This is a genomic window from Microcystis sp. M169S2 (assembly GCF_020245865.1).
Lineage (GTDB): Bacteria > Cyanobacteriota > Cyanobacteriia > Cyanobacteriales > Microcystaceae > Microcystis > Microcystis ichthyoblabe_A.
The window spans coordinates 26109-44790 of record NZ_JADBUB010000103.1 but is presented as its reverse complement, the minus strand read 5'-3'; the positions used below and the strand labels follow the sequence as shown (position 1 = coordinate 44790).

Here is an 18682-nt window from a genome sequence, read left to right as displayed (position 1 = left end):
GTAATTTGCATAACTCCCTCCTGTACGGGTTGACTAAATGTGCTAATCTCTTCTTGGAATTGTCTCTCTTCCACTGGATTAAGATTAAGATATGTATCAATAAATCCAGAAATTAATTGCATTTTCGCTGGATTTAAGCTTAAAGTGATTAACAAGCGCAGACATTCCGCCTTCACCTTGGCTCGCTCTTTCTCGGCAATGTTCATCTTAGCCATCAAAGCTGAAGCAACTGGATTCTGTTGATTGAGAAAATCTCGCCAATTTAATCGATTTAACTGCACTACTTGATAGTTAAATTCTAATACCTTAAAATCAGGAAAATCGACTACATATTGACTAATCGCTTCTCTTTTTGGCTTTGAATAAGAAAAAATTACAATCGGATAAATCGGTAAGACAAATTTCTCATGAAAGCGAGCAAAATAAGTAAACATTCGCCGATTAAACCACTTGCGGGAACTTTCCTGCGCCTCTACATGAATCAGAAAAAAAGATTCTTTTCCTCGAAACTTAACTTGTACGACTAAATCGCTTTCATACCTTTCTCCTTCGGTGACATCGGTGAATACTTCTTTGTCTAAAAAAGTAATCGAGTCCCTATCTAAATAATCTATCAATTGAGGGAAAAACAACTCGATAAATTCGACAAAAAAGGTGGAGATTAACTCCTTAAATAATCGATCATGGTCAATATTATTAGTCATGTAATATCATCTTAACTAATCTGAGCGATGAATGACTACTCTTATCTATTGTATTCTGAAAAGTCGGTTTTGGCAACGGATTGTTATGACCTCACCCCCTTAACCTACGAGGAGAGGGGGATGCTTCCCGCAAAAAAAACTACAGAAAACGGGTTTCTTGAAGAAACCCGTTTTCTCGAGAAAAAAAACTGGAGCGAGCGCTTTTCGCCACCCCAGTGCTGTCACGGAATTCAATTCTGTATCTAAATTAACACATTATTGGCAGCAAGCATGATTAAGGAAATTGGAAATTTTTCCCAAAGGGGTTTCCAAAGGCTGTAACCTTTACTGACAGGGGATTTCCGGCCTGATAAGGCCAAAGTTTTTGGAGTCTATCCTCGAAAATTAAACTTCGGCACTGAGATGTTCCCCCAGATGAACGGTTTTCACCCATTTTAAACGTTTAGGACGCAAAGCCATCCGGAGGCTGACACTGGGAATAATAATAAACCAGTGCATCATATAAATCATGCCGCGAATGGTTTGAGCAAGGATGTCTAAACCGAGAACAAAAGTGAATTTTTTACCCGTATTGACTCGGATTAATCCTGTCACCATCCCCCAGAGAGAAAGGGAAAGAGCCAAACCAGTTAAAGGCGTTAAAATCGGAGCTTGGTGCTGGGTAATTGTGATTAAAAGATCGGGAATAGCGGCTGCAGGTAAGATATATTGAACAATCAAAAAAGCAATTAAATCAAACTTTTTCGGCCAAGGCATGGGAGACTTTAAAATTGCTTTCCAATAGTCGAGATAACGCTGAAAACCACCTTCGGCCCAACGATTGCGCTGATGCCATAAAGCGATCGCGGTTTTCACCCCTTCTTCCGCTACTGCGGGAAAATTTAAGACATTAATTTTCCAATTATCGATATGGAGACGAATAGTTAAATCAAGATCGTCGGTGATCGTTTGTTCATTCCAACCCCCGCAACGATTTAAGGCACTACGTCGGACAAATTGACCATTTCCGCGCAATTCTCCGATCCCTCCCACTGCGATCCGTTGCTGTTGGAAACAACTATCAAAGATCATTTCTACCGCTTGTCCTTTTGTCCAGAAGTTTTCGTCGGCATTGGCGATCGCTTTTCGCACCTGTACCGCACCCACTTCTCGATCGTCGAACATTGGGACCACATGACGGAGTAAATCGGAGGATAATCCCGCATCGGCATCGAATACGCCAATAATTTCCCCGTTAGTCAGGGATAAAACCTGATTCAAGGCGCCGGATTTGCCACCTCCGGCATTAGCAGGACGATGGAGAATTTTTAATTGGGGATATTCTAAAGCAAGGCGATCGAGAATCGCACCCGTGTTGTCGGTGCTATAGTCATCGACGATCCAAACTTCTAACTTATCTTGGGGATAGTCTAGATGACAGAGATAATTAACCAGTTTCGTGATTACGGTTTCTTCATTTTTGGCCGCTACTAAGAGAGAAACCCTGGGGACAGAGGCTAAATCCTGATCCAGTAAGGGAATTGGCGGCGTTTCCGGTTTGGTGAACAGCAGCCGCAAAGCTTGCCCCGATAGTACCATAGTTAGGGCGATAATCGCCCAATAACCCCAACTCAGCCAATGAAGTCCGATAATTATTGTCCAGATCGCCATGAGGCTAAAAGCCGCTTTCTGTCTGCGTCCCGATCGGCCTTGAAAAATTTCGCTCCTAAATTCGTCCTCCTCATCTTCGGGATCGGACCAGTCAGATAGGAGGGAACCAATCGGGTCTAATTCTTCGTTATCATCCTCTCGCGACCAATAATTTTCTGCCATAATCGACTCAGGTTAAGTAACTGTTCAAATAGAAGCTTGTTTCTTGCTTTATCTTACCGAAAATTGTTAAAATTTTTAACAGAATCTTAAGTTTTTTCGGTAAAGAAACCCCAGTTTTTCAGGCTATTGGTTCCTTTTACCCGATAAATGCGCTTTTTCGGCTAAGATTGCTTTGTTTACATTCGTTGAGAAAATTTAACATTTATCCCCTATGTCAAACCTGCTCCTCTGTGTCGGACTGATTTGTGGCTCAATTATTTGGGTGGAGATCGTGCGTGATAGCTATCATGCCCTAGCTCACCATTGGCAGCCCCTTTATCGTCTGCACGTCTGGCATCATCGGGTTTTTCGTCCCGATCTGTCGGTAATGAGCGAGGAAATTTATCGTCGGGCGCACTGGTACAATGATGTACCGGAGGCCTTGGTTATGTTGGCTGCCAGTGTTTTACCGGTACTACTGGCCTACTCTTGGGGTTTCGATCGCCCTTGGTTGGGTTGGTTAGGTTCCCTTTATACTTTGGCTTTTCTCAGTACGGCGATCGGTCGAGGTTTAGGTATCGCTAATCTGGAGGAATTAACCGATTTAACCCATCGTCCAGGGCAATTTGAGAGTTTACCGGCTCAATGGCGCGTTAATCGTACCTACCACTGGCGACACCATTTTGATAACCAAAAGGCTTATTATTGTGGAACTTTCACCTTTATGGATAAATTGATGGGGACGGCACTTTCTCTCAAGGGTAAAACGATCGCCATTACCGGAGCAAATGGAACTTTAGGGCGATCGCTGTTGAAGTACCTACAATTGAAGGGAGCCAAGGTGATCGCGCTCACTTCCGGGGAGAATGCGATCGCTATTGAAATTAACGGCGAATCAGTACCTGTAAAAACCGTAAAATGGCAAATAGGTGAAGAAACGCAACTTGAGGACCTATTTAAGTCTGTAGATATACTAATTTTAAATCATGGCGTTAATGTCCACGGCCAAAGAACCCCAGAAGCGATCGAATTAGCCTACCAAGTGAACACTTTTTCCGTCTGGCGTTTAATGGAATTATTCTTCAAAACTGTCCGCACTAACGAGCAAATTGCCCGCAAGGAAGTCTGGGTGAATACCTCGGAAGCAGAGGTTAATCCTGCCTTTAGTCCCCTCTACGAACTCAGTAAACGAGCGATCGGTGATATGATTACCCTGCGTCGTTTAGATGCTCCCTGTGTGGTAAGAAAGCTAATTCTTGGCCCTTTTAAGAGTAATTTAAATCCTGTGGGTATTATGTCCGCCGATTGGGTGGCTAAACAGATTATCAAGGCGGTACAGAGGGATAGCCGCAATATTATTATTACTATTAATCCCTTGACTTTTATCACCTTCCCAATTAAAGAATTCTCTGTTTCTACCTACTTAAAACTATTTACTCGTTCCCCAAAAAATCGGGAAAATCCCTAACTATTTAGGGTTTGCAGCAAAAAGTTTGTTGGTGGGGACAGGGTGTGGGGTGTGGGGTGTGGGGTGTAGGGTTTTACCCATTTTCAGGGGGTTAATTACCTAATTTTCAGGGAAAAAGTCCAGGGATTTTCCCCCCGATCACTCCCATATCTGGTACTTTTTGATTGACAAAAGGTCTAAAAGTGTTACCCAACAAGGTTTTCAGATTTATTCAGCAAACCCTAACTATTTATCCTTAATCGGGGATCAAGACTATTTTTCCTCGCACCCTTTCCGATTCACTATAATTATGAGCTGCTGCCACCTGGGAAAAAGTATAGGTGCGATCGATTCTAACAGTTAATTTACCCGATTCGATCGCTTCTTTGAGAAATTGCCAGTCAGACGCTTGTGCTTGAGCAAAAAATATCAGTTTCCCTTTTTGGGGCAACCAAGCACCGAGATAATTTAGGAAGATAATTCCGGGATTTGGGAGGGTGGTTATATAGGTGCCTTGGGGTTTTAAAAGTTGACGACAGTGCCAAAAAGAAGACTTGCCCACAGCATCGAATATTATATCATATTTCTGCTCATTTTTTCTCCAATCTTCTTGGGTATAATCTATAACTTTATCTGCTCCTAAAGAGGTGACATAATCGATATTTTTACTACTACAAACTCCATCTACTTGCGCGGAGAAAATTTTCCCTATCTGCACAGCAAAGCTACCCACTCCTCCCGATGCACCATTAACTAAAATCCGATTCCCCGCTTGAATATTGCCAAAATCGCGCAAGACTTGCAAAGCGGTAGAAGCTGCTAAAGGAGTGGCGGCAGCTTCAATAAAACTCTGATTATGCGGTTTTTTAACTAATAGGGAAGCGGGAATAATTGCATATTCAGCATAGGTTCTACCGGGTAATTGATTGAGAAAACCAAAAACCTCATCTCCGATCTGGAATTGTTCCACCTGACTGCCTTTTTCAACGATAATTCCTCCATAATCAAAACCTAATTGCAGGGGAAATTTATTACCTGTGGCTATTTTGAGCATCCCCCGACGAATCTTCCAATCAATCGGATTAATTCCCGCTGCCATAATCTTAATTAAGACTTCTTTCCCTTGGGGAATTGGCTTTTCTATGTCTGTGTATTCGAGAACATTACTATCGCCATAGCGATTAATGATAATAGCTTTCATAATTAAGAAAAAAGTTGATAAAATAGTAGAGGAGCAAAAGTAATGACCAAGAGAACCAAAATCCAAACTCGTCCCGCTAAAAGATTATAATCTTGCCCTAATCTTGACCAAGAGTGACCGGCGATAAAATGACCAAACAGAAACTCAAAACCCACTGTTAATAGTAACCAAATTAAACCGATAGTAATTGCTTGACTGGAGGATTCTAGATGCCAAAAATAGACAAGATTGCCAATATAAAGACTAAAAAAAATGATTCCTATCAGGGTAGAAATTTGATGAGCGCGTAGTTCATCGAGATATTTTCCGTAGGTGCTTTCCCTGAGAATACCGTTACTAATTCCGATTACGATCATCGGGAGCCATGCAACAATGTAGCGACTAATCATAAGTTGTTGGTTTAGAACTCGCTCTAATTAGATTATATACTTCAGCTGCCCTTGGCAAATCTCTCAAGGCAAGAGAAAAAGAGAAAAATCTCACTTATCCGACTAATTAGCCATTTTTCGACTCTCTTATTCTTTGTGTGATCTCGCGTAGCGAGCGCGTTGCGACCAGTTTAACTTACTATAGAAGCGATCAATCTTTGTGTCCTCTGTGTCTGGAGTGGTTCTTTCAACTCGCTCGCCAGCAGGACTGTATCTTAGAATACATTTTACTCACTAAACCTAAGAGAGCCATTTTTCTAGTTATTATCGCCTCGATCTACCCGAGGGACAATTCTTGATTTTTACCATAGGTATATAAAAAGGGAAAAAAAGGCGTGTAAAAGAACTAACATCTATAAATATAATCTATTTGTAAGAGGTTCACACGCCCGGACAGCTTTAAACATCCGCTTTCAATCTATCATCCCCCATTAGCGCCAATATAGATGTAATCTTGATCCTGTTCTGACTATGATATGTATCAACAAATGCTGATGGGTTACCACAGAACAGGGGGTGACAGTAGGGTAAATTGTTAATTTTTTTGCTAATTCAGCTACATTATCCTAAAAATGTCACACTAGAGGTAGGGGATCGTCAGCGATCAATCATCAGCTTTCAGCAATTTTTGACTATTTCCCCGGGGTATTGCTGGCAGCCGATGGGAAAAAAGATTAACTTCAACCCTGACGTTATCTGCTATCGAGGAGGCTAATTCTATGGATAATACGGAAACAATCTCAGTCGATCGGGATACCAACAAACTCTATAATAAAATTCTCGTGGCTGTGGATTATCAAGATCCCACTCCAGAGGTGTTGAATACGGCTATTCTCTTAGCGAAAACCTACGCTAGTGAGTTGCGAATTGTTTATAGTCTGTCCAAACCTTTGACCCCCTACACGGAAACTTTTATTTATGGTAATCTGATCGGTTATGGTGGCGGTTATCCCCCCGATATGATCGCCTTAGAACAGCAAATCACCGAAGAAATGCAAGCAGAATTACAAGCTTGGTTAAACGGTTTAGTCGATCGAGCTAAGGAAGATAATATCACGGCCAAGGCTGATTATTATATCGGTGATCCGGGACAGAAAATTTGTCAAGTTGCCCAGCAAGAGGGGATAGATTTAATTATTGTTGGTCGTCACGGTCGATCGGGTTTATCTGAGTTAATCTTAGGTAGTGTCAGTAATTATGTGGTACATCATGCTCCCTGTTCAGTTTTGGTGGTACACATCACTCATTAATTAGAAAGGGTTGAAATCCATTTTTTGCTGTCCATTGAATTGCCCCATCTCTCCCAGTCCAGTAAGTCTTAATACTGGCCTTTCTCAGTTGATTTCTGGCATTACGGGAGAGATTGTTAGTAACAGCGATCGCTGTTTGAGGTCGAATGGACTCTAACCATTGTTTATCTAGATTGCTTCCCTGCCATAATAACACTAGCGGGTTGAGTTTTTGGGATAAATTAACGGGATTTTTCGGGTTGATAATCCATAGCCAAGATTGATTTTTTACCTGAAATTGAAATAAATTTTTCTCGATCAATTGTCCAGTAATTTCACCAAGATTAAATTTTTCTAACTGGGATAAATTAATAGTTTTTTTGATCGGTATGCTCTCACTGATAGTTGAGAATTGCGCCGAATTATTGACGGTTATTGCCCCTTGTATTTGATTAATTCCCTCCTGTCGCAAAAAGGGTAAAACTGTATAACGTGCTGTTGCGGGTTCCTCCCCATTAATTAAGAGAGTATTTCCTCGATTTTGAATAATGATTACCGGTTGCGATTTGGTGGCTAAAACTGTCACCTGAGTTAAAGTAAAATGTTGATAAATAATCGGTATTAAAATTAAAGTGAGGATAAATAAACCGACTAAATGCCACCGTTGACGAAACCAGACATTGCAGCAGATTAAGGTAAGGCAAATATAAATAATTAACATCACTCCTAACGATAATTTACCTGTGGAGTAGGTACTAAAAGGAAGCAGACTAAAAAAGTGGGTAATTTGCAGTAATAACTTTAGAGGGTAATAGAGAATACTAGCGCCGATACTGCCCAAAGGGGGATAAATTAAGCCTAAAAAAGCAGTAAAAACTCCTCCTAAACTAATTAGGGTAACTAGGGGAGTTGTGATAATATTAATCGGGATATTATAAAGAGAGATCGAGTTAAAGGTAAACATTAATAAAGGCATAGTCCAGAGAGTGGCAGCTAGACTAATAGCTATAGGTTCAGCGATTAAATTAGGTAAATAGTCAATTTTATTTTTCAGGAAAGGAACGGTAATAATTAATCCCAAAGTCGCCAAAAAACTTAACTGAAATCCTAAATCCCAAATCCAGAGAGGTTGCCATAATAATAGAATTGTAGCCGCTAGTAACAGGGAACCTAAACTATTAACTTGTCGATTATAAAGCAGCCCGATTAATGCCCCAATTCCCATCAAAATCGCCCGCATAACTGAAGGTTGTAACCCTGTTAAAGTGCCATAAATTATTAAGATAGTAACGGCAATAATAAACTGTTTTTTAGGGGATAAATTGCGAGTAATAGTTAAAACAAATCCCAACAAAATAGCCACATGAAAGCCAGAAGCTGCTAAAATGTGAGCTAATCCAGTTTTAATAAATAAATCAGTGATTTTTGCTGGTAAATTAACTGCTTGTCGTCCGAGGGTAATCGAACTTAATAAAGTCCCTTTTTCTTGGCCTAGTCCTTGAATTTGTGCCTCAACAATGCGCTGACGAATCTGCCAAACTCCCCAAGTCGGTGACTTTTTATTGATAATTATTTCCCCTTTTAAACCAGCAAAAGCACCCCGACGCGCTAGATAATTAGCAAAGTCAAAAGCACTAGGATTATTGGCACGACGGGGACGATAAAGTAATCCTTTAATTGTTATTTCTTGTCCGGGATAAACCTGATTTTTTGCTAGATTGGGTAGAGTAACGTAGAGTTTACCCGTGGATTTTTCTCTCGGTAAATTCTTGAGGCTAAATTCTTTTACTTCTAACCAAAATTGTAAATTTTCTCGGCGATTGAGACGAATTTCTGATATAATATTCCCCGTGATTTTAATAGAGTTAACTACATTATTTTTTAAAAGATTACTGATATCATTTGCGCTGGGGTAAGGAGTACGAATTTCCAGATAAACAACCGCAAAGATAGCTATTAATCCCGCTATCAGCCAAATTTGTTTCGGGGGACTTTGCCACCAAAAACGACGGATAAAAGTTGTGGTTAACAGGGTAATTAAACCAAGAATAACAATTCTAATTACCACTTCTTGCCATCGGTTTAACTGGGGACTAAAATCTAGCAGACCTGTAGATAATAATCCCAGAATATAGGCTAAACCAAGAATAACGCTATTAGGGCGATTCATAGAAATTTTTGTCAAAGAATTTCAGAATTAGGGAGCATTATTTTTACCTAATATTAGCGAAAATCGAGATTAAAAAGTAACTTAGCATAAACACTATGGGGATCGTTAAATGTAGGTAACTTCAATAATTCCTGCTGAAAATTTTGCCATTCCTGCGTCAAAGGGTGATTATTTTTAGTGAGAGGAGGAAGATAGGTTTGCAAGAAATTAGAAAAAAGTTCTTCTTGCCAACTTTGCGATCGAGGATATTCTTTAATACTCCAATCATCCCCTAATTTAGCTGTTTTGGCTGCGTATTGCACGGCCGTTTCTAGACCACCAATTTGATCAACTAAACCAATTTTAACCGCATCTTTTCCCGTCCACACGCGACCTTGGGCCACACTTCTAACCTTGTCTGATGATAATTTTCGCCCCTGGGCCACCGTCTCGATAAATAAATCATAAAACTGATTAACTGACCCCTGATAAATTTCTAATTCTTGGGGATTTTTCGGTCTGGTAATAGTAGATATATCGGCCAATTTTCCAGTTTTCACCGTATCCCAATCGATGCCATTATTATTAGCAATCTTCTGGATATTTAACAATAATCCAAACACACCTATCGAACCAGTAATTGTATCATTATCAGCAAAAATTCTTTGACCCCCCATGGCGATCCAATAACCCCCAGAAGCTGCCACATCACCCATAGAAATAATTACTGGTTTTTTCGCATCTAAACGCTTAATTTCCCGCAGAATCACCTCAGAAGCGGTGGCACTTCCCCCCGGACTATTAATTCTCAAAACTACCGCTTTCACCTCCTCCTTCTCCTGTAATTTTCGCAGTTCCTTCGCCAATTTATCCCCACCAATTTCCCCTCTATCTCCCTGACCTTCTACGATTGTCCCTTCTGCATAAACTATCGCTATTTGATTGCTACTATCTTCCTCCTCATCAAGAGAACTAGCATAATTAGCTAAAGAAATTTGCGAAAAAGAGCCAGAATTTTCCTCCTCATTAGTTTTATTTTTTGCTTCTCCTGTCAACTCCTTGGCCAAAACAATTACGCGATCTAAATAGGCAACTTCATCGACAAAACCCGCCTTTTTCGCCGTGGTTGCTTCCAGAATACCTTGAGTATTAGAAATAGTTTGCACCTGTTGGGGGGTTAAATTGCGACTTTTGGCCACTGTGGAACTATAATTAGACCAAATTGTATCGAGTAGGGTTTGCAGTTGCTGACGATTCTGGACACTTAAATCCTGACGCGTATAGGGTTCCACTGCACCTTTAAAAGAACCCACTTTTACCACTTGTACCCCCACACCATACTTTTCTAGTGCATCGGCAAAAAAGGTTTGTTGACTACTTAAACCATTAATTTCCATTCTCCCCACGGGATTAATAATGACCTTTTCAGCAACGGAAGCGAGATAATATTCCTTTTCCGTCCATTCCACATCGTAGGCGATAATTTTTTTACCCGATTGGCGAAATTTTGCCAAAGCTTGCCGCACTTCCGTCAGGGTAGCATAGCCATATTCACCGACAGTGCCGCGACCGTAGAGCAACAGACCGACAATATTATCATCAAGGGTGGCCTTTTCGATCGCCGCTATCACCTGTCGCAAATTTAAAGTGGTCGTACTCTCACCGGTCAAACTATCGGCTAAACTGGAACTATGGGGAGCATCGCTGATATTGGTGGCCAAGTTAAAAACTAAGACCGATTTTTCCTTAACTGAGGAGCTATCGCTAGAAATAAGCAAGGAAAGCAGTAAAAATGCTAATCCTCCCACACCTAAGACCGAAAATGCCAATAATCCCAATAAAGTTCCCAAGCAACTAGCGAAAGTTTGTTTAAAAAACTGGCCCATCGGTTTTCATCTGCTACTAATTATCCTGTTTCCTATTGTAGGGATTCCCCGCCCAGAAACAAGTTTTTTATTTCCGAACAAATGTACTAAAAACCTTGGAGATAGTGACTGGAGTTGTGAAGTGTCAAGGGATCGGCTAAGATTGTGATAGATAATTTCCAGTAAAAGAGATGAATCAATTAAAACCCAAACTTGTCAATTATCCAGATTGGGATCGAAAAGAACAAATTAAACGAAATCGTTCGGCTTTGGCTATCTTAGAACAAAGACGACAAAAACGGTCACAAATAACCGATGAGCAAGACCAACAAATTTCCCAGTGTTTGCTCAATTTTCAGACCGCGATTGATAATGCTCGTCCTTTAGGTTTAAAGCTTTATAGCCTTGGCTAGAAACTCTAAAGATTGGCAAATAAACGGCTGATAATTACAATATTGATGTGGATATTATTAAGTAGCTGGACACAATTAATTAGACATATCTAACTACCTCTTGCATGAGTGCCTTTTGCCTATCCTAACTAAGAAGTTAATTTTGTCCTATTACTTATTCTTGCTCATTGGCAGTTATAAAAAAACAATATCGGCTCTCTTATTCTTTGTGTGATAAGTTTAACTTATATGGTAGCGATCTTTGTGTCCTTTGTGTCTCTGTGGTTCCTTCCACACTACTACTAATGTCAAACATTTTCAGGGATTTGCAGAAGCTTTAAATTGGCAAGATATTAACATATAACAGCTTTAAGCTTGATCATTTTTTCACTTTAACTACTTAATCTTATGCAGTTTATTGATCGCGCCGAAATAGAAGTGGAAGGGGGTAAGGGAGGTGATGGAATTGTCGCTTTCCGTCGGGAGAAATACGTCCCCGCCGGCGGTCCGGCCGGAGGTAATGGGGGAAAAGGTGGTTCGGTGATTTTTGTGGCGACTCAGAACCTGCAAACCCTGCTAGATTTCCAGTATAGTCGCTATTTTAAGGCCGATGACGGTAAACGGGGCGGCCCGAACAACTGCACCGGGTCCAACGGTAGCGATCGCATTATTAAAGTTCCCTGTGGTACAGTGGTTTACGATCTCGATAGCGAGGAAATTATCGGCGATTTGGTCACTCCCGAACAGACTTTAATCGTGGCTGCCGGGGGAAAAGGGGGATTAGGCAACCGCCACTTTTTAAGCAATAATAACCGCGCACCCGAATACGCTTTACCCGGTTTAGACGGGGAAAAACGCCATTTACGCCTAGAATTGAAGTTATTAGCGGAAGTGGGCATTATTGGGCTGCCCAATGCGGGAAAATCCACCCTAATCTCGGCCGTTTCCTCTGCTCGTCCCAAAATCGCCGATTATCCCTTTACGACTCTCATTCCTAACTTGGGAGTGGTACGCAAACCTACGGGAGATGGGACGGTATTCGCCGATATTCCTGGATTAATCGAGGGAGCGCACCTAGGAATCGGCTTAGGACACGAATTTTTGCGCCATATCGAACGCACACGCCTGTTAATTCATCTTGTCTCTTTGACAGCAGAAAACCCGATCGCCGATTATCAAATTATCCAAGGGGAATTAGCCGCCTATGGTCGAGGCTTAGAAAAGCGATCGCAAATACTGGTTTTCAACAAAATTGATGCTGTGGACGAGGAAACGATAGATAACTACCAAAAGCAGTTTGCTAAAATAACCAATGCCGAGATTTTGACTATTTCCGCCGTAACAGGAGCCGGATTAACCACTCTACTCGCCAAAGTTTGGCAGCAATTAGAGCAACTGGAGAGGGTCGAGGATGAAACCCCTTCCCTGTTTTCCTAAAATCGCTCGTTAGTTGTTGAGCTGCCGGGGTGCGGGTGGTCGGCGATTGCTCGGTCTTCTTTCCGTACCTTCAAAGTTACCATTAGAACGACGGGTGCGGCGCTGTTCGCCTTCATTTTCGGCCGCATAGACTTCTAGATAAACAGAGCGACCCGCACTCGCGGCCGCCATTTCTAGGGTAGTTCTAATCGCCTGTAAATTGCGTCCTCCCCGGCCGTAAACTTTGCCTTTATCGGCATCATCGAAGGCTACACGCACCCAAAGACGTTCATTTTCCTTACAGCGCTCGATATCCAATCTCAGACTGGCTGGATCTTCCAAAAACGGCTCGATCATAAATTTCACCAGTTCGAGATAATTGGGGGTACTAGGCATTGATTTTCTCGAAAATTTTCTGTTTGGTGAGAATGCCGCGCACGGTGTCCGTCGGTTGCGCTCCTTGTTGTAAGCGTCGGATGATTCCTTCTTCATCCAGACGCACTTCATCGGTACGGGGATTGTAGAATCCTAACTCCTCTAGGGGACGACCATCGCGACGACTGGTGCTAACGGCCGCAACGATACGATAACTGGCTTCGCGTTTTTTACCAAAGCGTTTTAGACGTAATTTGATCATAGCTACTCAAAAATTCTTCTTTCCGATTCTAACTCATCCCGGCGGTATTTCCACAAGTGGCGATCGAGGGAACGGTCGGCAGCCATTGGATATTATTGAAAATAACGCCAATATCTTAATGGTGAGGTACAAGGTTTAAGTGTGTTAGTTTTCGCTAACACACCTAAAATTAAGATTAAAGTTTTTACCCTTCTCTAACCGTAAACTTTCCCATAATACTCTTGATATTCTTTGGATAACAAGGGTTGCCACCAATCCCGATGATCGAGATACCATTGAATGGTTTTTCTTAATCCCCCCTCTACCGTTTCTTCGGGTTGCCAACCTAATTCGGTGCGAATTTTACTGGCATCAATAGCATACCGGCGATCATGTCCGGGCCGGTCCCTGACAAAAGTAATTAAATTCCGAGCGGGTTTCACGGGTAAATCGGTGGCCAATTCATCCATTAAATCACATAACATCCTGACTAAATCGATATTTTTTACCTCATTATTTCCGCCAACATTATAGGTTTCTCCCGCTTTTCCTTTGTGAATAACTGTATCTAAAGCTTGACAATGATCCCGCACATATAACCAATCTCGAACATTTTGACCATCACCATAAACAGGTAAAGGTTTACCCAAAAGAATATTAATACACATCAAAGGAATTAACTTTTCGGGAAAATGATAGGAACCATAATTATTAGAGCAATTAGTAATAATTGTCGGCATTCCGTAGGTGTGAAAATAAGCTCTCGCTAGATGGTCACTCCCCGCTTTTGAGGCAGAATAGGGACTATTAGGAGCATAAGGAGTAGTTTCGGTAAAAGCTGGATCATCTACTCCTAAACTGCCATAAACTTCATCGGTGGAAACGTGCAGAAAACGATATTTATCGGGTTGATGATTACTTAACCAATGTTGCCGAAAACTTTCTAATAGAGTAAAAGTTCCCACCACATTAGTTTGCACAAAAGCTCCAGGACCAAGAATCGATCGATCCACATGGGATTCGGCGGCAAAATGGGCAACTGTATCGATATTTTCACTGGCAAATAACTCATCAACTAAAGCTCGATCGCAGATATCCCCTTGCAGAAAACGGAGATTCTTTCTATCTTTCAGTGTCGCTAAATTATGCAAATTGCCCGCATAGGTAAGAGCATCGAGAACAATAACACGATCCTCAGGATAATTCTCGCACCAATGATGAACAAAATTCGAGCCGATAAATCCTGCTCCACCAGTAATTACTATGCTTCTAGCTTGATTTTCTGTCGCCATGGCCACCTCTAGCAAAAGTTCGCTACTTATTTTAGGCTTTTTTGCTTCACACTTCTTCATCAAAAGTGATCTGATCGGAGTGATAATCCGGCGGTTCAACGTGAATTAAAATTCTCACAGGGCTAAATTGTTGGCTTAATCTTGCTTCCACCGCTTCCGTGATTGCGTGAGCAGTTTCTACATCTTGAGCGGAGACAATTAGGTGCATTTCTATAAATACCTGTCTTCCCACCACTCCCCGAGACGCGATCGCATGACAGTTAAGCACCCCCGGCACCTCCAGGACAATTTGATGAATCACTTCAGGAGCGATCGCCATTTCATCCACTAACAAAGGTAAATTCTCCATCAGGACTTTCCAACCACTGCTAAACACCAAAAAAGCGACAGGAAAGGACAAAATCGCATCTAACCATTGTAATTGGGGAATATTAGCCGTATTGCCCACCCAAACCCCAACTAACCCCAATAAAACCGTAATTGTCACCCACACATCACTCATGGTATGACGAGCATCGGCAATCAAAATCACACTACCGACACGCTGCCCCACGGATCTCTCATAATAGGTGACAAAAATATTCACCCCTAAAACGATAATTAATAGCCATAACTCAGGACCTGCAATCTCGACAGGTTTTCCTCCTTTGATAATACGCATGATCGCCCCTTGCAAGATTTCAAAACAGGCAATCCCCAAAAATGCGGCGATCGCTAAAGCTCCGATCGCTTCGTATTTCAGATGTCCGTAGGGATGATCTCGATCGGGATAGGGAGAGGAAAACCGCATCGCTACCAATCCCAAGACATTATTCGCACTATCGGTGACACTATGGAGAGCATCCGCTTGCAGACTTAAAGCACCAATTCTCAAACCCACCCCCGCTTTGATCGCCATAACCAAAATGTTCAGCAGTAGGGTGATCCAGAGAACTTTTTGGACGGTAGCCCGATTATCTTTTAAAACAGCCACAGGATTATCAGTTATCAGTTATCAGTTATCAGTTATCAGTGGGTAAGTTAACAGTTATCAGTTATCAGTTAAGTAGGTAGGCGTTAAAAATTATCAGACACCCCCCTTATCAAGGGGGGCAGGGGGGATCCCCCCGCCTATCGGCACCCCCCTTATCAAGGGGGGCAGGGGGGATCGAACCTAAAGTCCATTTTTAATTTAATTATAACCAGCTACTTATCAGGGAAATTTCAACTAAAACCCCAAAACCCCAAAACCCCAACTACTTGAGGGTTGAAAAAGGGCAAAAATAAGGATTGAATTGCCTAAAGTCGGTAAATAGACCATTTAATTGATTATTATTCATTTTTAATTCTCCTGACTACTGACGACCGACTCCTGACTCCTGACCCTAACAACAATTTTTGATTTTTACAAGAGGTCTAGTCAACAACAATTGATCAACTCCTGAAATAACAGACTCCCATCGGTCAAATTGAGCATCCGATCGGCGGCGCGTTCGGGATGAGGCATCATTCCTAGCACATTTCCTGCTTTATTGGTAATTCCTGCAATATTATTTAACGATCCGTTAGGATTTCCCGACTCATTTGCCTCTCCTGTGGCAGTACAGTAACGAAAGAGAATTTGTCCGTTATCCTCCAGAGATTTTAACGTATCTTCTGCGGCATAATAACGCCCTTCCCCGTGGGCAATCGGCAAATTAAGCACCTGTTGCGGTTGATAACCCCGCGTCCAGACAGATTGATTATTTTCCACTTTTACCGGCACTCGATCGCAGATAAAATGTAGATCGCGATTGCGAATTAACGCACCGGGTAGCAGCCCGATTTCCGTTAATACCTGAAAACCGTTACAGATGCCTAAAACTAATTTACCTTTTTCGGCTTCTTCTCGGACAGTTTTCATCGCTGGCGAAAATTGAGCGATCGCACCACAGCGCAAATAATCGCCGTAACTAAATCCCCCCGGCACCACGATCACATCCACATCCCCTAAATCCGTCTCTTGATGCCAAATATAGCGGGTGGGTTGCTGAAAAATCCCCTCCGTCACCGTTGCCACATCTCGATCGCAATTCGATCCGGGGAAAACAATAATCCCAAACTTCATAATTTTTAACTTGGTTAATTCATTGTGCAGAAAGCTCTCATCAGATGGGTGTTGGGGTATTGGGGTATTGGGTGAATTTCCCCATTTCCCTATCCCCTAATCTCTATCCCCTATCTACTGACAATGCAAATCAAAGCGATAATTTTCAATCACAGGATTAGCCAATAGTTGATCGCACATTTGATCCAATTGTGCGCGGGCGCTGGTTTCATCCGCTGCTGTCACAGTAAGCTCAATATACTTACCAATTCGCACCCCAGCCACAGTATCATAACCTAATTGCTTTAATCCCGACTCTACCGCCGTACCCGCCGGATCGAGAACCGAGGGACGCAGGGTAACATAAATACAGCACTGATAATTTTTTGGCATAGAATTAATTTTGATCGCTGACCTTTTTGATATGAAATCCCAACGCACCCGATCGCAAGAGCGCATTATCCACTTACTCAAAACCTTAAATCGGGCAGTATCCGCTCAGGAATTGTTTGTGGAACTCCGTCAGCGTGACCAAAATATGGGGTTAGCCACTGTTTACCGCGCCCTAGAATCCCTAAAGCTACAGGGTGCGGTGCAGGTGAGAACCCTAGCCACAGGAGAATCCCTCTACAGTTCCGTTCAGCAGGATCAACACCATCTTACCTGTATTCATTGCGGTCGGTCTATCGTCTTTAATGAGTGTCCCGTTCATGAATTGGAAGAAAAACTCGAAAAATCCCACCAATTCAAGGTTTATTACCATACTCTCGAATTTTTTGGACTTTGCGATCACTGTCAACCTGGTTAAGTAGGGTTTGGGACAAAAAGTTTTTCCTGGGGGCGGGGTGTGGGCTGTGGGCTGTACTACATTGAAATTACTGATCGGGTAAATTTAGGACAAATGCTCAGACTTTCAACTCCAGGGCCGTCTTACAGGGATTAAACTGTTGTTTGTCCCTGGGCTGTTTTCAGGGGGATTAACTCTGGTTGACTGTATTGATGATGGCTGTTCAGGGGGGATAACAAGGGGAAAAAGGGCTGATGTAAACTGATTAATTGGGCCAGGGTTTTCTTGAGATGGGTACGGGGAACGATCGCATCGACAAACCCGTGTTTTAATAAGTATTCCGATGTTTGGAAACCTTCCGGCAATTTCTCGCGCAAAGTCTGTTCAATTACCCGTTTACCAGCAAAACCGATAGTAGCCTTCGGTTCAGCGATAATAATATCTCCCAACATGGCAAAACTGGCCGTGACTCCTCCCGTGGTGGGATTAGTCAGGACGGGAATATAGAGTAATTTTGCCTCCCGATGCCGGTTAAGAGCGCCAGAAATCTTGGCCATCTGCATTAAACTTAACATTCCTTCCTGCATTCTCGCTCCGCCGGAAGCGCAGATGATCACCAGGGGTAAACTTTCATCAGTAGCGCGTTCCGTCAAACGACAGAGTTTTTCTCCCACCACCGATCCCATGCTACCCCCCATAAAACGGAAGTCCATCACCCCTAAAGCGAAGGGTAAACCGTCGATCGTCCCCATTCCCGTCCGGACAGCATCCGTCAGACCGGTTTTTTCTTGGGTTTCCCGCAGGCGATCGCTATAACTTTTTCGATCGCGAAATTTGAGGGGATCCGTCGGTCGAATCTGTTCATCGAGGCAATTCCAAGTATTGGCATCGACTAATTGGCGAATTCTTTCTTCACTTTCCACCCGATTATGATGACCGCAATCGAGACACACCAGTTGATTAGCTAATAAATCCTTCGTATAGGCCAAAACGCCGCAATTGGGGCATTTTGTCCACAAACCATCGGCTATTTCTCGTTCCTGTTGTTGTTGAACCTTGGGTTCTGTTTTTTGGCGATTTGCAAACCAATCAAATAGAGACATAGTTTAAAATAAAGACAATTTATCTACTTTCTTCTAGAGGACTTAATAACAAAAGTGCTGTCCAGCGATCCTGGGGACGTACTTGTAGGGCGGCCTGATGACCCTGGCCGCAATAAATACCAAGGCCAATAGCAATAACGCGACTGGGGATGTCGTGAGCTTTGAGCATTTCCTGTAGCCAATCGGCTTACCCTAGA

General features: G+C 42.3%; 20 protein-coding genes. 6 read left to right on the top strand and 14 right to left on the bottom strand.

The annotated features are described in order from the left end of the window. Positions 1-704: RpnC/YadD family protein (locus IM485_RS10735; RefSeq protein ID WP_287742961.1), on the bottom strand; the 704-nt coding region annotated here is incomplete at its 3' end. A 27-nt stretch (positions 705-731) separates the two neighbouring features. Between IM485_RS10735 and IM485_RS10730 the strand changes: the two genes are divergently transcribed. Next, positions 732-950 (top strand): hypothetical protein, encoded by a 219-nt coding sequence (locus IM485_RS10730; protein ID WP_104397542.1) that lies wholly within the window; start codon positions 732-734, stop codon positions 948-950. A gap of 138 nt (positions 951-1088) precedes the next feature. On the opposite strand, the gene IM485_RS10725 is transcribed toward IM485_RS10730, so the two are convergent. Beyond that, on the bottom strand, positions 1089-2516 hold the full coding sequence (locus tag IM485_RS10725; protein ID WP_287742958.1) for a glycosyltransferase family 2 protein: 1428 nt from the start codon (positions 2514-2516) through the stop codon (positions 1089-1091). A gap of 211 nt (positions 2517-2727) precedes the next feature. On the opposite strand from IM485_RS10725, the gene IM485_RS10720 reads away from it, so the two are divergent. Further along, positions 2728-3963 (top strand): bifunctional sterol desaturase/short chain dehydrogenase, encoded by a 1236-nt coding sequence (locus IM485_RS10720; protein ID WP_287742956.1) that lies wholly within the window; start codon positions 2728-2730, stop codon positions 3961-3963. 235 nt (positions 3964-4198) lie between these two features. Here IM485_RS10720 and IM485_RS10715 read toward each other — a convergent pair whose 3' ends face one another. Together IM485_RS10715 and IM485_RS10710 are read right to left on the bottom strand one after the other, a co-directional pair. After that, positions 4199-5143, bottom strand: coding sequence for an NAD(P)-dependent alcohol dehydrogenase (locus IM485_RS10715; RefSeq protein WP_194016219.1), 945 nt, complete (start codon positions 5141-5143; stop codon positions 4199-4201). A gap of 2 nt (positions 5144-5145) precedes the next feature. After that, positions 5146-5532 (bottom strand): hypothetical protein, encoded by a 387-nt coding sequence (locus tag IM485_RS10710; RefSeq protein ID WP_103113165.1) that lies wholly within the window; start codon positions 5530-5532, stop codon positions 5146-5148. Between the two features lie 758 nt (positions 5533-6290). On the opposite strand from IM485_RS10710, the gene IM485_RS10705 reads away from it, so the two are divergent. Beyond that, positions 6291-6821 carry a universal stress protein gene (locus tag IM485_RS10705; RefSeq protein ID WP_194014217.1) on the top strand — a complete coding sequence of 177 codons (531 nt, stop codon included), beginning with the start codon at positions 6291-6293 and terminating at the stop codon, positions 6819-6821. Here the strand turns inward: IM485_RS10705 and IM485_RS10700 are convergent. Beyond that, a complete protein-coding gene (locus IM485_RS10700; protein WP_287742954.1) occupies positions 6811-8970 on the bottom strand; it encodes a ComEC/Rec2 family competence protein in 2160 nt (719 codons plus the stop codon). The two genes, IM485_RS10705 and IM485_RS10700, sit on opposite strands and share 11 nt — an antisense overlap. 53 nt (positions 8971-9023) lie before the next feature. Further along, the gene (gene sppA / locus IM485_RS10695) at positions 9024-10835 is read right to left on the bottom strand and encodes a signal peptide peptidase SppA (protein WP_287742951.1); all 1812 of its coding nucleotides are present in this window, start codon (positions 10833-10835) and stop codon (positions 9024-9026) included. 170 nt (positions 10836-11005) lie between these two features. Between sppA and IM485_RS10690 the strand changes: the two genes are divergently transcribed. Both IM485_RS10690 and obgE read left to right on the top strand, forming a co-directional pair. Next, a complete protein-coding gene (locus IM485_RS10690) occupies positions 11006-11227 on the top strand; it encodes a hypothetical protein (protein WP_104397534.1) in 222 nt (73 codons plus the stop codon). A 387-nt stretch (positions 11228-11614) separates the two neighbouring features. Then, complete coding sequence (obgE, locus tag IM485_RS10685) at positions 11615-12643, top strand: GTPase ObgE (protein ID WP_104397533.1); 1029 nt, start codon at positions 11615-11617, stop codon at positions 12641-12643. 9 nt (positions 12644-12652) lie between these two features. Here the strand turns inward: obgE and IM485_RS10680 are convergent, their stop codons facing one another. The 6 genes from IM485_RS10680 to purS all read right to left on the bottom strand — a co-directional run bounded on the left by IM485_RS10680 (position 12653) and on the right by purS (position 16988). Continuing rightward, entirely contained in the window at positions 12653-13018 is a 366-nt protein-coding gene (locus IM485_RS10680) for a KH domain-containing protein (RefSeq protein ID WP_104397532.1), read from the bottom strand. Further along, the gene (gene rpsP / locus IM485_RS10675) at positions 13011-13259 is read right to left on the bottom strand and encodes a 30S ribosomal protein S16 (protein WP_002780060.1); all 249 of its coding nucleotides are present in this window, start codon (positions 13257-13259) and stop codon (positions 13011-13013) included. Before rpsP ends, IM485_RS10680 begins: the two co-directional genes overlap by 8 nt. Before the next feature lie 194 nt (positions 13260-13453). Then, entirely contained in the window at positions 13454-14530 is a 1077-nt protein-coding gene (rfbB, locus tag IM485_RS10670; RefSeq protein ID WP_287742947.1) for a dTDP-glucose 4,6-dehydratase, read from the bottom strand. A 46-nt stretch (positions 14531-14576) separates the two neighbouring features. Continuing rightward, positions 14577-15503, bottom strand: a complete 927-nt coding sequence (gene cdf31 / locus IM485_RS10665) for a CDF family zinc efflux transporter Cdf31 (protein ID WP_287742945.1) — start codon at positions 15501-15503, stop codon at positions 14577-14579. Between the two features lie 426 nt (positions 15504-15929). After that, complete coding sequence (purQ, locus tag IM485_RS10660) at positions 15930-16616, bottom strand: phosphoribosylformylglycinamidine synthase subunit PurQ (protein WP_287742944.1); 687 nt, start codon at positions 16614-16616, stop codon at positions 15930-15932. 114 nt (positions 16617-16730) lie between these two features. After that, positions 16731-16988 carry a phosphoribosylformylglycinamidine synthase subunit PurS gene (gene purS, locus IM485_RS10655; protein WP_008197271.1) on the bottom strand — a complete coding sequence of 86 codons (258 nt, stop codon included), beginning with the start codon at positions 16986-16988 and terminating at the stop codon, positions 16731-16733. A gap of 31 nt (positions 16989-17019) precedes the next feature. Between purS and IM485_RS10650 the strand changes: the two genes are divergently transcribed. Next, positions 17020-17403 (top strand): Fur family transcriptional regulator, encoded by a 384-nt coding sequence (locus tag IM485_RS10650; RefSeq protein ID WP_104397529.1) that lies wholly within the window; start codon positions 17020-17022, stop codon positions 17401-17403. A gap of 131 nt (positions 17404-17534) precedes the next feature. Here IM485_RS10650 and accD read toward each other — a convergent pair whose 3' ends face one another. Further along, a complete protein-coding gene (gene accD / locus IM485_RS10645; protein WP_104397528.1) occupies positions 17535-18485 on the bottom strand; it encodes an acetyl-CoA carboxylase, carboxyltransferase subunit beta in 951 nt (316 codons plus the stop codon). 19 nt (positions 18486-18504) lie between these two features. Next, positions 18505-18654, bottom strand: coding sequence for a hypothetical protein (locus IM485_RS10640; protein WP_192576009.1), 150 nt, complete (start codon positions 18652-18654; stop codon positions 18505-18507). Between the last annotated feature and the right edge of the window lie 28 nt (positions 18655-18682).

Excerpts from the sequence above, each read along its gene's own strand:
- IM485_RS10730 (WP_104397542.1), top strand. The coding sequence starts at position 732 with ATGAATGACTACTCTTATCTATTGTATTCTGAAAAGTCGGTTTTGGCA.
- IM485_RS10725 (WP_287742958.1), bottom strand. The coding sequence starts at position 2,516 with ATGGCAGAAAATTATTGGTCGCGAGAGGATGATAACGAAGAATTAGAC.
- IM485_RS10720 (WP_287742956.1), top strand. The coding sequence starts at position 2,728 with ATGTCAAACCTGCTCCTCTGTGTCGGACTGATTTGTGGCTCAATTATT.
- IM485_RS10715 (WP_194016219.1), bottom strand. The coding sequence starts at position 5,143 with ATGAAAGCTATTATCATTAATCGCTATGGCGATAGTAATGTTCTCGAA.
- IM485_RS10710 (WP_103113165.1), bottom strand. The coding sequence starts at position 5,532 with ATGATTAGTCGCTACATTGTTGCATGGCTCCCGATGATCGTAATCGGA.
- IM485_RS10705 (WP_194014217.1), top strand. The coding sequence starts at position 6,291 with ATGGATAATACGGAAACAATCTCAGTCGATCGGGATACCAACAAACTC.
- IM485_RS10700 (WP_287742954.1), bottom strand. The coding sequence starts at position 8,970 with ATGAATCGCCCTAATAGCGTTATTCTTGGTTTAGCCTATATTCTGGGA.
- sppA (WP_287742951.1), bottom strand. The coding sequence starts at position 10,835 with ATGGGCCAGTTTTTTAAACAAACTTTCGCTAGTTGCTTGGGAACTTTA.
- IM485_RS10690 (WP_104397534.1), top strand. The coding sequence starts at position 11,006 with ATGAATCAATTAAAACCCAAACTTGTCAATTATCCAGATTGGGATCGA.
- obgE (WP_104397533.1), top strand. The coding sequence starts at position 11,615 with ATGCAGTTTATTGATCGCGCCGAAATAGAAGTGGAAGGGGGTAAGGGA.
- IM485_RS10680 (WP_104397532.1), bottom strand. The coding sequence starts at position 13,018 with ATGCCTAGTACCCCCAATTATCTCGAACTGGTGAAATTTATGATCGAG.
- rpsP (WP_002780060.1), bottom strand. The coding sequence starts at position 13,259 with ATGATCAAATTACGTCTAAAACGCTTTGGTAAAAAACGCGAAGCCAGT.
- rfbB (WP_287742947.1), bottom strand. The coding sequence starts at position 14,530 with ATGGCGACAGAAAATCAAGCTAGAAGCATAGTAATTACTGGTGGAGCA.
- purQ (WP_287742944.1), bottom strand. The coding sequence starts at position 16,616 with ATGAAGTTTGGGATTATTGTTTTCCCCGGATCGAATTGCGATCGAGAT.
- purS (WP_008197271.1), bottom strand. The coding sequence starts at position 16,988 with ATGCCAAAAAATTATCAGTGCTGTATTTATGTTACCCTGCGTCCCTCG.
- IM485_RS10650 (WP_104397529.1), top strand. The coding sequence starts at position 17,020 with ATGAAATCCCAACGCACCCGATCGCAAGAGCGCATTATCCACTTACTC.
- accD (WP_104397528.1), bottom strand. The coding sequence starts at position 18,485 with ATGTCTCTATTTGATTGGTTTGCAAATCGCCAAAAAACAGAACCCAAG.
- IM485_RS10640 (WP_192576009.1), bottom strand. The coding sequence starts at position 18,654 with ATGCTCAAAGCTCACGACATCCCCAGTCGCGTTATTGCTATTGGCCTT.